Source organism: Streptomyces misionensis (assembly GCF_007896895.1).
Taxonomy (GTDB): Bacteria; Actinomycetota; Actinomycetes; order Streptomycetales; family Streptomycetaceae; genus Streptomyces; species Streptomyces misionensis_A.
In genome coordinates this window covers 92,703-104,956 of the sequence record NZ_VOGW01000188.1, presented here as the reverse complement: position 1 = coordinate 104,956, position 12,254 = coordinate 92,703, and the positions used below count along the sequence as shown (strand labels likewise).

The 12,254-nt window shown below is 72.2% G+C and carries 13 protein-coding genes and 1 tRNA gene; 2 read left to right on the top strand and 12 right to left on the bottom strand.

Annotated elements, in window-relative coordinates; all coding sequences use genetic code 11:
• Nucleotides 1-215: 215 nt before the first annotated feature.
• From FRZ03_RS34145 to FRZ03_RS34135, 3 genes are all read right to left on the bottom strand, one after another.
• Nucleotides 216-1,466 carry an extracellular catalytic domain type 1 short-chain-length polyhydroxyalkanoate depolymerase gene (locus tag FRZ03_RS34145; RefSeq protein WP_315902682.1) on the bottom strand — a complete coding sequence of 417 codons (1,251 nt, stop codon included), beginning with the start codon at nt 1,464-1,466 and terminating at the stop codon, nt 216-218.
• A gap of 434 nt (nt 1,467-1,900) precedes the next feature.
• Entirely contained in the window at nt 1,901-2,863 is a 963-nt protein-coding gene (locus FRZ03_RS34140) for a PaaX family transcriptional regulator (RefSeq protein WP_146468937.1), read from the bottom strand.
• 318 nt (nt 2,864-3,181) lie between these two features.
• Nucleotides 3,182-3,255, bottom strand: a tRNA-Pro gene (locus tag FRZ03_RS34135).
• A 125-nt stretch (nt 3,256-3,380) separates the two neighbouring features.
• Between FRZ03_RS34135 and FRZ03_RS34130 the strand changes: the two genes are divergently transcribed.
• Nucleotides 3,381-4,088: a thiamine pyrophosphate-dependent enzyme gene (locus FRZ03_RS34130; RefSeq protein ID WP_146468936.1), complete on the top strand. Its 708-nt coding sequence runs from the start codon at nt 3,381-3,383 to the stop codon at nt 4,086-4,088.
• 68 nt (nt 4,089-4,156) lie between these two features.
• Nucleotides 4,157-5,080 (top strand): transketolase family protein, encoded by a 924-nt coding sequence (locus tag FRZ03_RS34125; RefSeq protein WP_146468935.1) that lies wholly within the window; start codon nt 4,157-4,159, stop codon nt 5,078-5,080.
• Here the strand turns inward: FRZ03_RS34125 and FRZ03_RS34120 are convergent.
• From FRZ03_RS34120 to FRZ03_RS39595, 9 genes are all read right to left on the bottom strand, one after another.
• Nucleotides 5,064-6,380 (bottom strand): MFS transporter, encoded by a 1,317-nt coding sequence (locus tag FRZ03_RS34120; RefSeq protein ID WP_146468934.1) that lies wholly within the window; start codon nt 6,378-6,380, stop codon nt 5,064-5,066. The two genes, FRZ03_RS34125 and FRZ03_RS34120, sit on opposite strands and share 17 nt — an antisense overlap.
• 70 nt (nt 6,381-6,450) lie before the next feature.
• Nucleotides 6,451-6,810 carry an MmcQ/YjbR family DNA-binding protein gene (locus FRZ03_RS34115; RefSeq protein ID WP_146468933.1) on the bottom strand — a complete coding sequence of 120 codons (360 nt, stop codon included), beginning with the start codon at nt 6,808-6,810 and terminating at the stop codon, nt 6,451-6,453.
• Between the two features lie 42 nt (nt 6,811-6,852).
• A complete protein-coding gene (locus tag FRZ03_RS34110; RefSeq protein ID WP_146468932.1) occupies nt 6,853-7,758 on the bottom strand; it encodes a LysR family transcriptional regulator in 906 nt (301 codons plus the stop codon).
• 30 nt (nt 7,759-7,788) lie between these two features.
• Entirely contained in the window at nt 7,789-8,982 is a 1,194-nt protein-coding gene (locus FRZ03_RS34105; protein ID WP_146468931.1) for a glycine C-acetyltransferase, read from the bottom strand.
• A gap of 29 nt (nt 8,983-9,011) precedes the next feature.
• Nucleotides 9,012-10,040 (bottom strand): L-threonine 3-dehydrogenase, encoded by a 1,029-nt coding sequence (tdh, locus tag FRZ03_RS34100; protein ID WP_146468930.1) that lies wholly within the window; start codon nt 10,038-10,040, stop codon nt 9,012-9,014.
• Between the two features lie 179 nt (nt 10,041-10,219).
• Nucleotides 10,220-10,795 carry a GAF domain-containing protein gene (locus FRZ03_RS34095; protein WP_146468929.1) on the bottom strand — a complete coding sequence of 192 codons (576 nt, stop codon included), beginning with the start codon at nt 10,793-10,795 and terminating at the stop codon, nt 10,220-10,222.
• Between the two features lie 63 nt (nt 10,796-10,858).
• Nucleotides 10,859-11,461 carry a GTP-binding protein gene (locus FRZ03_RS34090; RefSeq protein WP_146468928.1) on the bottom strand — a complete coding sequence of 201 codons (603 nt, stop codon included), beginning with the start codon at nt 11,459-11,461 and terminating at the stop codon, nt 10,859-10,861.
• A complete protein-coding gene (locus FRZ03_RS34085; RefSeq protein ID WP_146468927.1) occupies nt 11,439-11,810 on the bottom strand; it encodes a DUF742 domain-containing protein in 372 nt (123 codons plus the stop codon). Before FRZ03_RS34085 ends, FRZ03_RS34090 begins: the two co-directional genes overlap by 23 nt.
• A gap of 2 nt (nt 11,811-11,812) precedes the next feature.
• Nucleotides 11,813-12,247, bottom strand: coding sequence for a roadblock/LC7 domain-containing protein (locus FRZ03_RS39595; RefSeq protein ID WP_186785778.1), 435 nt, complete (start codon nt 12,245-12,247; stop codon nt 11,813-11,815).
• Between the last annotated feature and the right edge of the window lie 7 nt (nt 12,248-12,254).

Sequence of the window (12,254 nt, the reverse complement as noted above, 5' to 3'; positions counted from 1 at the left end):
CGCGGCGGTGAACACCCCTGAGAGGTGCCTGTGGTCGAGACTTCGTTTGCGCATGGGGACGTCCTGATCCTTGGGTAGACGAACGTGCGATTCGATCTGTTCATGACATTGAAAATCTCGCGTATCGGCGGTGAGCCGCTCCCCCTGTTCCGGATCGCTCGCCCGGCGGGGCGGAGCCCTGAAGTTCCGCCCCGCCGGGTGTCCGGCCGGTCAGGTCAGCCTGCGGCGCAGGTCGCGCCGTTGAGGACGAAGCCCCTAGGCGCGGCCGTGTTACCGGTGTGCGTGGCCTGGAAGCCGATCGTCGTGGACTGCCCCGGAGCGAGCGCGCCGTTGAAACTCTCGTTGGTCGCGGTCACCTGGCCGCTCGACGGCGTGTAGGAGGCGTTCCACCCGTTGGTGATCGTCTGCCCGCCGGGGAGAGTGAACGTCAGCGACCATCCGTTCACCGCGGAATCGCCCGTGTCGGTGATGGTGATGTTCTCGGTCAGTCCGGTGTTCCACGAGCTGACCGCTGCGGTCACCTTGCACCCGGCCCCGCCGGTCGGCGGGGTGGTACCCGGGCTCCCGGTGAGGCCGAAGAACTGGATGGCGTACCCGGCCATCCCGCTCGACGGAAGAGAATGACCGGCGCCCTGGACGCTGTACGCCTCCACGTTCACCGTGCCGGACGGGTCGGCGAAGCGCTGCCGCGTCCAGCCGGCCTGCGGCGTGTCGGTGGACGTCGGTGTCCGACTCAGCCCGAACACGTCGGTCCACTGCTTGATGTCCTCCTGAAGCAGCTGGTACGGCACGAGGGTGTCACTGGTTCCGTGCCACAGCTGGAGGGGCGGCCGCGGCCCGGCGTATCCCGGGTAGGCCTGCCGCACCAGATCGCCCCACTCCTGCGGGGTCCTCGTCATGCTCCCGCCGGTGCACTTGCTGGTCGTGGGCGGGTAGTCCGCCGCGTTGGCGAAGCACCCGAACGGAACGCCCATGAAGGCGGCGCCCGCCTTGAACACGTCGGGGTAGAGGGCGAGCATCTCGTCGGTCATCATGCCGCCGGATGAACTCCCGGTGGCGAAGACCTGCTTCGGATCGCCGTTGTAGTGCTGCTCCACATAGTTGATCATCGAGATCAGGGAGACCGGGTCACTGCCTCCACCGCGGCGCTTGGCCGCGTCCGACCAGGTGTCGAAGCAGTTGCCGAAACCCGCCGACTGTGTGGCGGTCGGATAGATGACGACGAATCCGTACCGATCGGCGAGCGACGCGAACTCGCTGCCGGAGTAGAAGTCCGGGCCGGAGCCGCCGCAGCCGTGCATGGCCAGGACGATGGCCGGCTTCGCGGTATGCGTCACCGGCACGTAGACGTGCATCTGCATGTTGCCGGGGTTGTCACCGAAGTTCGTCACCTGGGTCAGGGACGCCGCAGAGGCCGGCGTCGCCATGACCAGGGCCGACAGCACGAGGGCGGTCGCCGCCAACACGGCGGCCAGCCTCGCTGACACCTTGCGTGGCATTTCCACAGCTGACTCCCTGGAGTTCGCCGGTGGCACCTGCGGACGCCGGACGAACCGGCGGTCGGGGAGGAACGCCCGCCTGCCCGGCATGCCTGTGGTGCAGGCGCGACGGACTGCGACCGGTGCGGCTGCGGTCGACCCGCGCGGCCTCTGGGTCGGAGGAGACACGGATCCACGGCGCCGGGCTGCGTACCGGGGTGCCGGCCACGCCCGGAGGCCGATGCACCGGGAGGCTCATGAACTCGCGAGCTTATATGACAGTGACGTTACCGACGGGACAGGAAAGCGTCAATTGACTGGACGCCGTCAATCACCTGGCGGGCACAGGGCCCGCTCCCGGTCCGGGCAGCACCCCGGCTCAACAGGCGAGCGGGACGGGCACCCGGGTGTCCGACGCGCCGTCACCCTTCCCCGTGCCAGACCCCCGCGAGCAGGTCACCCGTTGTGTGCGCGCCGATGCCGTCGTGCCCTGTCGAGGACGACGCCGCCACCGTTCGGACATGCTCCTGGGCCGTCCTCGCGAGCCCGTCGTAGACGGCGTCGAAGACGTTCCGGACCTCCAGCCGTCGCCAGCCCTGCGGCATGCAGCGCATCGGCAGCAGCGGGTCAAGGACATGGAACTGGCGATAGGTGTCCATCACCTCGGTACGAGCGGACACCGCCTCGGCGCCACCGACCTCACCGGACCGCATCCTCTCCAGCAGCGGACTCCACCTGTCGATGAACGACGTGTACTCCTCGGCGATGGCGGCGACGTCCCAGGCGTCCAGCGGATCGCGGCGGACAGTCTGTTCCAGCTCCACATGCTGGGCCCGGAAAACCGTCAGCGATCCCGAGCCGACCGCGGCCAGCTCCTCCCGTGCCCTCGGCGTGAAGGGGCGGGGCGACAGCCACAGCCCGTCATACAGAGGCACGTATCCCAGCCAGCGGAGTCGTCCCCGCAGCGTCCTTCGCTCGGCGCTGCGGCCCTCCGGAAGCGAGAAGGCGATGATCGTCCACGAGCCGTCCCATTGCTCGGCCCGCTCGGTGAACGCCACGATCGAATGGCCCGAGAGGGAGAGGTTGACCGCGGCCGGGTCGCTCAAGCGGTAGGAACTGTGCCGCCCCCGCCGGGTGCTCTCCAGCACGCCCCGGCGGGCCAGCCGGCTGATGGCGGTTCGGCTCGCGGCCGGGGTGACGCCGAACTCACCCAACAGCGCGACGATCGCCGCCGAGGGGACGGCCGCACGGGTGCGCAGCGTGTAGTCGGCCAGCAAGGTGACGGCGAGACTCTGCGGTGAGCCACCGGCCCGCCGCAGTGGGAACCGTACCGAGTCGGCCGGGTCGTCGGAGTAGATCTCATGCACGTCGAAGGGACGGACCATGACACTCCCGGCACGGTTCTGTTCGGTTGAAGGGTGCAACTCACTCAATACGACAGGCAGTTGGTGAGCCTGCGGGCAGGGCTCGGCCACGCGGAACAGGATAGGCGTTGGAGACGCCGGGGGCGGGACAGCGGCACCGCTGCTGCGGATCGTCCCAGGAGGCGTCGGATCACTCGTCTTCGACGCTCTGGGGACTCGGGGCCCGCAGCCGCATCTCGGCACCGGCCAAGGACGCCGGTCCCCGACTGCTCCCCGAGAACGACCAAGGGCCGACCTCGGATGTCTCCGAAATCGGCCCTGATCCACGACTCTGCCGAGTCGGGACGACAGGATTTGAACCTGCGACCCCTTGACCCCCAGTCAAGTGCGCTACCAAGCTGCGCCACGTCCCGGTGCCCGTTTGACCTGGGGTTTCCCCCGGTGAAACGCGCAGGGAAACAATACCGCACTCGGGTCGGTGATCGCGCACGACTTACCTGTTGACCTCAAGCTTGGTCGAGGTTGCAGGCTGGGAGGCATGACGATCACAGCGGACGACCACCGCACCCACGGCTACGGCGACCTGGCCCGGCTGATGGGGCTGATGACCGGGGACGAGAAGCACGGCCCGGCGGCCACCTCCACGCTCGACGTGCTCTGGGTGCTGTACGACCGGGTGCTGCGCATCGCGCCGGAGCGGACCGCGGACCCGGAACGGGACCGGTTCCTGCTGAGCAAGGGGCACGGGCCCATGGCGTACTACGCGGTGCTGGCCGCCAAGGGCTTCCTGCCGGTCGAGTGGCTGCCCGGATTCGGCACGTACGACTCCCCGCTCGGGCACCACCCGGACCGGGTGCTGGTGCCGGGGGCCGAGATCGGCAGCGGGTCGCTCGGGCACGGACTGCCCATCGCGGTGGGCACCGCGCTGGGGCTGAAGGCCCAGGGCCTCGCCGATCCGGCGGTCTGGGTGCTGATCGGGGACGCCGAACTGGACGAGGGCAGCAACCACGAGGCCATCGCCTTCGCCGGGCCCGCCGCACTGGACAGGCTGCACACCGTGGTGGTGGACAACGCCTCCGCCAGCCACGCCCGGCCCGGCGGGATCGCCGCCCGGTTCGAGGCCGCGGGCTGGTCCGCGGTGACGGTCGACGGGCGTGACCACGCGGCCCTGTACGACGCGTTCACCGCCCCCCACCCGGGACGGCCGCACGCGGTCGTCGCCCGGGTCGAGCCGAAGGACGCCTGAGCCGAGCACAGGCACGGGCGCCGACGCGCCCCTCACCTTCCGAAGAACCCTGAAAGGGCGACACCTCCATGGACACCATGCGTGACCGTTTCGCTCCCGTCGTCTCCCGGCTCCTGGACGAGGACCCGCGGGTCGCGGTCGTCCTCGCCGAGATCGGCAAGGACGCCTTCCACGACGCCATGGCCCGGCATCCCGACCGGGTGATCAACGTGGGCATCCGGGAGCAGCTGCTGGTGGGGGCGGCCGCCGGACTGGCGCTCACCGGGCTGCGGCCCGTCGTGCACACCTTCGCCAGTTTCCTGGTGGAGCGGCCCTTCGAGCAGGTCAAACTGGACTTCGGGCACCAGGGCACGGGAGCGGTGCTGGTGAGCGCCGCCGCCTCCTACGACTGGCCGGCCGGCGGGTTCACCCATATGGCCCCGGGCGACGTGGCCCTGCTGGACACCCTGGACGGCTGGACCGTCCATGTGCCGGGCCACCCCGACGAGGCCGAGACCCTGCTGCGCCACGCGGTCGCCGCGGGCGACGACCGGGTGTACGTACGGCTGTCCGTGCAGTCCAACCGGCAGGCGCGCCCGGTCGACGGCGCGCACCTCGTCACCGTGCGCGAGGGCCGGTCCGGTGTGGTGATCGCCGTCGGACCGCTGCTGGACGCGGTGCTCGACGCCACGCGGGACCTGGACGTGACGGTCCTGTACGCGACGACCGTACGGCCCCTCGACGTGCCCGCGCTGCGCCGGGCCACCGAGGCGGCGGGCACGGACGTGGTCCTGGTCGAGCCGTATCTCGCCGGGACGTCGACGGCCGCGGTGAACGACGCCCTGTCCGACCGCCCGCACCGGGTCCTCGGTCTCGGCGTGGGCCGCCGCGAGCTGCGCCGGTACGGCACGGTCGAGGAGCACGCCGCCGCCCACGGCCTGGACGCGCGCGGTCTGCGGGAGCGGATCGACGGGTTTCTGGGGGCCGGGCGGGGAGCTACCGTCCGGGTGTGAGGGCCGGTGCCGGGCTCGCGTCCGCTCGCACCAGGCCGCGTATCGCGGGGACGGCGAGCAGGAACACGACGACGACCACGCTGGTCACCGCCGAGACCAGCAGGACGTGAGCGGCGCCCAGCGCGTCGGCCGCCGGACCCGCGATGGCCTGGCCGACCGGCATCATGGCGAGGGAGCCGGCCACGTCGTAGGCGTGGATGCGGTTGAGGACGTCGGACGGGACCTGGGTCTGCACACTCGTCGCCCACATGACGCTCCAGAAGGACAGCCCGGCCCCCGCCAGCGCCGCCCCCGCCGCCACCGCCGGCACGCCGAGCCCGAGGCCCACGGCACCCGGGAAGCCGAAGAAGAGGAACAGGGACAGCGCGCCCGCCCTGAGCATCCGGCGGGGGCGCAGCCGCAGGGCGAGCAGACCGCCGATGACGGTGCCCGCGCCGAGGGCCGTGTTGACCAGGCCGTAGGCGCGCGGGCCGTGGTGCTGGACCACCTCGGTGGCCACCAGCGGGGTGGTCGGACCGGACACCGCGATCATGTACAGGCCCCAGATGACGATCACGCCCCACAGCCAGGTCCGGGACCTGAACTCCCGCCACCCCTGCGCCAGATCGGCCCGGAAGGCGCGCATGCCGCGGCCGGTCGCGGCGAGCGCGTCCGGGGGCAGCGGCGGCAGCCGGAGCAGCAGCAGGCACAGCGCGCTGACGGCGTACGTCCCGGCGTGCGCGGCGAACACGCTGCCGGGCGAGGCGAAGCCGACGAGGAGTCCCGCGACGGCCGGGCCGGCGAGCTGGGCGACGGACTCGGCGATCCGGATCGCGCCGTTGGCGCCCTGGACGTCGGCGGAGAGCCGGGGCACCGTGCTGGCCACGCCGGGCTGGAAGACGGCGCCGGCCACACCGTTGACGAAGCCGATGACGCAGAGCTGCCACAGCGTCACCTGCCCGGCGAAGAACATGACCGCGGCGAGGGACTGGGTGAGGACCCGCACCAGATCGGCGCCGATCATCAGCCGTCGGGTGCTGAACCGGTCGGCGATCACCCCGCCGAAGACGACGAGCCCGGCGAAGGACGCGGTCGACGCCGCCATGGCGAGGCCCACCGCCCCGGCGCCGTAGCCGTGTTCGAGCAGGCCGGTGGCGAGCGCCACGGGCAGCATCGTGTCCCCGAGGCGGGCGGCGGCCCGGGCGGCGAAGAAGAGGCCGAAGTCCCGTGACCAGAGGGAGCGGGCACCGGTCCCGGGTTCCGTCCCGGGTTCCGTCCCGGCCGCCTTCCGTCCGCGCCGCCGTGAGCCCGTGCCCGTCATTCCGGCTCCCCCTCCCTGTCGGTCCGCGCGGGATCATGTCACGGCCCCGGCCGCCGCGCCCACCGGTATTTCAAGGGGTGGGCGGCAGGCCCAACTCCGGGTGGTCATCCAGGAGTCGGGGCGGGGCGGCCTGGCGCCAGGAGTCGGCGAGGATGTCCCGCAGTTCGGCCTCGTCCTCCAGCGCCGCGAGCCGCGCCCTGATCCAGGCGAACTGCGCCTCGTGCCCGGCGATCCAGAACTTCTCCGGTTCCGCCAGCACCAGTTCGTCCCGCTCCTCCTTGGGGCAGCGCACGGCGACGGACGTCTCGTCCTCGGGCAGGGTCGCGAACATCTTCCCGCCGACCCGGAACGTGGGCATGTGCCACGCGGTCTTCTCCGAGGTGTCCGGCAGGGAGAGGGCGATACGGCGTACATCGGCTGCGTCCGGCATGCTCCGCACCGTATCCCCCGCCACTGACAGCGGGGCGGCCGGTCAGGCGCCGTCCGCCGCCCGGCCCAGCGCCTCCAGCACCGGCCGGATCAGCGGGTGCCCCTCCGCCCCCCGGCGCACGGCGGCGAAGACGCGGCGGGTGGGGGCCACGCCGTCGACGGGACGGACGATCACGTCGGTGAGGTCCATGCCGCGCAGGGCGGAGCGGGGCACCAGGGCCACGCCCGCGTCGGCCGAGGCGAGGGCGACGACGGCGCGGAAGTCGTCGGAGGAGTGTTCGAGCCGGGGCTGGAAGCCGGCGCTCTCGCAGGCCAGGACGACCACGTCGTGGCAGGGGTTGCCGGGGTAGGGCCCGATCCAGGGGTCCTTGGCCAGTTCGGCGAGGGGCACCTCGGCGGCGTCCGCGAGGCGGTGGCCGACGGGCACGACGGCGTCGAACGGCTCGGCGTACAGCGGGACATGGGTGAGGCGGGGGTCGTCGGCGGGCGGTGCGCCCCGGTACTCGACGGCCACCGCCACGTCCACCTGCCGGTCGAGGACCATCGGCAGGCTGGCGTCCCCCTCGGCGTCCTGGACCCGGATGCGTATGCCCGGCGCGGTGCGGGCGAGCCTGGCCACGGCGGGCGCCACGACCTGGGCGATGCCGGTGGCGAAGGCGGCCACGGTGACCGTGCCGGCCTCGCCCGAGCCGTAGGCGGCGAGCTCGGCCTCGGCGCGCTCCAGCTGGGCGAGGACCGCGTTGGTGTGGCTGAGCAGGATCTCGCCGGCCGGGGTGAGCCGTACGCCCTTGGCGCCCCGCTCGACCAGCCGGTGGCCGGTCTCCTGCTCCAGGGCGGTGAGCTGCTGGGAGACGGCCGAGGGGGTGAGGTAGAGCGCGGCGGCCGCCGCGGTGACCGTGCGGTGGTCGGCCACCGCACGGAGGATGTGGAGCCGCCGTGCCTCGATCATGCCTCGATTATCGCAAGGCGTCCGCCCTGGTCAGGCCTCCAGCTCGGCGCGCGCCGCGAGGAACGCGTCGACCGCGCGGTTGACGTCGTCCGTGGAGTGCGCGGCGGACAGCTGGACCCGGATGCGGGCCTGGCCCTGCGGGACGACCGGGTAGGAGAACCCGATCACGTACACGCCCCGCTCCAGCAGCAGCTCGGCCATGCGGCCCGCCTTCGCCGCGTCGCCGATCATCACGGGCGCGATGGCGTGGTCGCCGGGGAGCACGTCGAAGCCCTCCGCGGTCATCCGGGAGCGGAACAGCGCCGTGTTCTCGGCCAGCCGGACCCGCAGGTCGTCGGCCGACTCCAGCAGGTCGAGGACCTTGAGGGAGGCCGCCGCGATCACCGGGGCGAGGGTGTTGGAGAACAGGTAGGGGCGCGAGCGCTGGCGCAGCAGGGCGACGATCTCGGCACGGGCGGCGACATAGCCGCCGGAGGCGCCGCCGAGGGCCTTGCCGAGGGTTCCGGTGATGATGTCGACGCGGTCCATCACGCCGTGCAGCTCGGGGGTGCCGCGGCCGGTCGGGCCGACGAAGCCGACGGCGTGCGAGTCGTCGACCATGACCATCGCGTCGTAGCGGTCGGCGAGGTCGCAGATCTCCCGCAGCGGGGCGACGTAGCCGTCCATGGAGAACACGCCGTCGGTGACGATCAGCCGGCGGCGTGCCCCGGACGCCTCCTTGAGCTTCGTCTCCAGGTCGGCGAGGTCGCGGTTGGCGTAGCGGAAGCGGCGGGCCTTGGACAGGCGGATGCCGTCGATGATGGAGGCGTGGTTGAGGGCGTCGGAGATCACCGCGTCCTCCTCGCCGAGCAGGGTCTCGAAGACCCCGCCGTTGGCGTCGAAGCACGAGGAGTAGAGGATCGTGTCCTCCTGGCCGAGGAACGCGGACAGGCGCGCCTCCAGCTCCTTGTGCACCTCCTGGGTGCCGCAGATGAAGCGGACGGAGGCCATGCCGTAGCCCCAGCGGTCCAGGGCCTCGTGGGCGGCGGCGATCACCTCGGGGTGGTCGGCGAGGCCGAGGTAGTTGTTGGCGCAGAAGTTGAGGACCTCGCCGGGGCGGCCGCCGGCGGTGACCTCGACGGTCGCGGACTGCGGGGTGCCGATGACCCGTTCGGGCTTGTGCAGGCCGGCGGCGCGGATCTCGTCGAGGGTGGCGCGCAGGTCGTCGCGGACGGTGTCGAACATGACTGAAACTCCTAGGAAATGCGGGTGACTTACGCGGTCCAGTCCAGGATGACCTTGCCGCCCTTGCCGCTCGCGGCGTCCGCGAAGGCCGCCTCGAAGTCGCGGTGGCCGTAGCGGCCGGTGATCACGGGGGCGAGGTCGAGCCCGCCCTCCAGCAGCACCGACATCGCGTACCAGGTCTCGAACATCTCCCGGCCGTAGATGCCCTTGATGGTGATCATCGAGGTGACGACGCGGGCCCAGTCGACGGGGAACTCCTCGGCCGGCAGACCGAGCATGGCGATGCGGCCGCCGTGCGTCATGTTGGCGATCATGTCGCGCATGGCCTCGGGACGGCCGGACATCTCCAGGCCGATGTCGAAGCCCTCGCGCAGCCCCAGCTCCCGCTGTCCGTCGGCGATCGTGGCCCCGGAGACGTTGAGCGCGAGGGTCGCGCCGATCTTGCGGGCCAGCTCCAGGCGCTCCTCGCTGACGTCGGTGACGACGACGTTGCGGGCGCCCGCGTGCCGGGCGACGGCGGCGGCCATCAGGCCGATCGGACCGGCGCCGGTGATCAGGACGTCCTCGCCGACCAGCGGGAACGACAGCGCGGTGTGCACGGCGTTGCCGAACGGGTCGAAGATCGCGGCGACGTCCAGGTCGACCGGGACGCGGTGCACCCACACGTTGCTCGCGGGCAGCGCGACGTACTCGGCGAACGCGCCGTCCCGGCCGACACCGAGGCCGACGGTGGCCCGGCACAGATGGCGGCGCCCGGCCAGGCAGTTGCGGCACTTGCCGCACACCAGGTGGCCCTCGCCGCTGACCCGGTCGCCGACCTGGACGTCGGTGACGTCCCGGCCGGTCTCCACGACCTCGCCGACGAACTCGTGCCCGACCACCAGCGGGGTGCTGATCGCCTGCTGCGCCCAGCCGTCCCACGCCCGGATGTGCAGGTCGGTGCCGCAGATGCCGGTCCGCAGGACCTTGATCAGCACGTCCCCGGGCCCGATCTCGGGCTCCGGGACGTCCGTCAGCCAGAGCCCGGGCTCCGCCTTCTCCTTGACCAGCGCCTTCACGCGTACGGCTCCTGTGGGTGAGGTCCCCGGACGCGGGCACGCCGAAGGCGCCCGCACCGGGTCAGAGGGGTGAAATCACCCTGCAATCTGCCGTATGCGCGGGCCGGGGTCCATCGAGCTTTTCTTAATCGCCGCCTCAGCTTTCCTTCACGCCTCGCCCGTCACGGCAACCGCGGGCGTCAGAGCGGCAGTCCGTCCCGCGCGCTGCGTTCGATGCGGACGACGAGGTCGGCGGCCAGCGCCTTGATGGCCTCCAGGCCCGCCCGGCCCCAGGCGCGCGGCGCGGTGTCGGCGGCGCACACGGTGCCGAGCGCCATGCCGGTGCCGTCGAGGAGCGGGGCGCCGAGGTAGGAGCGGATGCCGTACTCGTCCACGACCGGGTTGCCCGCGAAGCGCGGGTAGTCGCGGACGTCCTCCAGGACCAGGGCCTTGCGGCGGACCACCACATGGGGGCAGAAGCCGTGGTCGCGGGGGAGCGTCCGGCCGCACTCGGGTCTGCCGTCGTCCGCCCGCGGCACGGGGGCGGTGGCCGGGACGCTGAGGCCGGCGAAGAACTGCCGTTCCTCGCCGATGAAGTTGACCGTGGCGTAGGGCGCGCCGGCGAGCCGGGCGAGGTGGTCCGCGAAGGCGTCCAGCGCGGCGTCGGGGCGCTGTCCGACGCCGAGCCGGCGCAGCCGCCGGACCCGGGCGGGGGCCTCCCGGTCCTCGGGGGTGAGCAGCAGACCGCGGACCGGCCGGGGCGGCTCGTAGCTCATGGCCGGGCTCCGGGGCGGTGGTGGTGCCTCATCTGGGGGAACTCCGTGGGCGGTCGGACGGGTTCACCGGTGCACGGCGCCGTGGCTCGGCGCGGGCTCCGGGGCGTGGGCGAGCAGATGGCGTACGAGGGTGAGCAGGGTCTGCACGCCGGAGCTGGAGATCCGCGCGTCGCAGCGGACGACGGGGACCTCGGGAGCGAGGTCGATGGCGGCGCGCACCTCCTCGGCGTCGTAGCGGTGGGAGCCGTCGAACTCGTTGAGGGCGACGATGAAGCCGAGCCCGCGCTCCTCGAAGAAGTCCACGGCGGCGAAGCAGTCCTGGAGGCGACGGGTGTCGGCGAGGACGACCGCGCCGAGCGCGCCCTCGGACAGCTCGTCCCACATGAACCAGAACCGCTCCTGCCCGGGGGTGCCGAACAGGTACAGCACATGGTCCGGACCGAGACTGATCCGGCCGAAGTCCATGGCGACCGTGGTCTCCATCTTGTTCTCGATGCCGTCGAGGCTGTCCGTGTCGGCGCCGACCGTGGTGAGCAGCTCCTCGGTGCTCAGCGGGGCGATCTCGCTGACCGCGCCCACGAAGGTGGTCTTGCCGACCCCGAACCCGCCCGCCACGAGGATCTTGAGCGCGGTGGGGAACGGGTCAGAGCTGTCGTCGTAGTCCATCGAGCACTGCCTCCAGCAGGGACCGGTCGGTGGGCGGGTGGTGGAACGCGGGCGGCTTGGCGGTCAGCACCCCGTGGTCGATCAGGTCGGCCAGCAGGACCTTGGTGACCACGGCGGGCAGTCTCAGGTGCGCGGCGGCCTCGGCGACGGAGACGGGTGCCCGGCACAGGTCGAGCGCCTGGGCGTGCTCGGGGCCGAGGTAGCCGAGCGGGGTGACCCCGGTGGCCATGACCTGCGACATCAGGTCGAGTGCGACGCTGGGCTCGGTGCGGCCGTCGCTGACCGTGAAGGGGCGCACCAGCCGGCCGGCCGCGTCGTCCAGCCAGGGTCCGTCGCCGGCCGCGGCCACGCTCAATGCCTCGGCGCCGTGGGTTCGACGGCGGGCTGCCGGGGGGCGGTCATCAGATAGGGGCGGACGCTCTTGACCAGCATGGCCATCTCGTAGCCGAGCACGGCGGCGTCGGCCTCGCGGCCCGCCAGTACGGCGAGACAGGTGCCGGAGCCCGCGGTGGTGACGAACAGCAGGGTCGAGTCGAGTTCCACGACGACCTGCCGTACCTCGCCGCCGTCGCCGAACCGGACGCCCGCGCTGCGGCCGAGGGAGTACAGGCCGGAGGCGAGGGCGGCCATGTGGTCGGCGCTGTCCGGGTCGAGTCCGTGGACGGACTTCACCAGCCCGTCGCAGGACAGGAGCACGGCGCTGCTGGTGTGCGGTACGCGCTGCACGAGGCCGCTGAGCAGCCAGTCGAGGTCGGATGCGTGGGCGGTCGGCGCATCGCTGGCCATGGTGGAT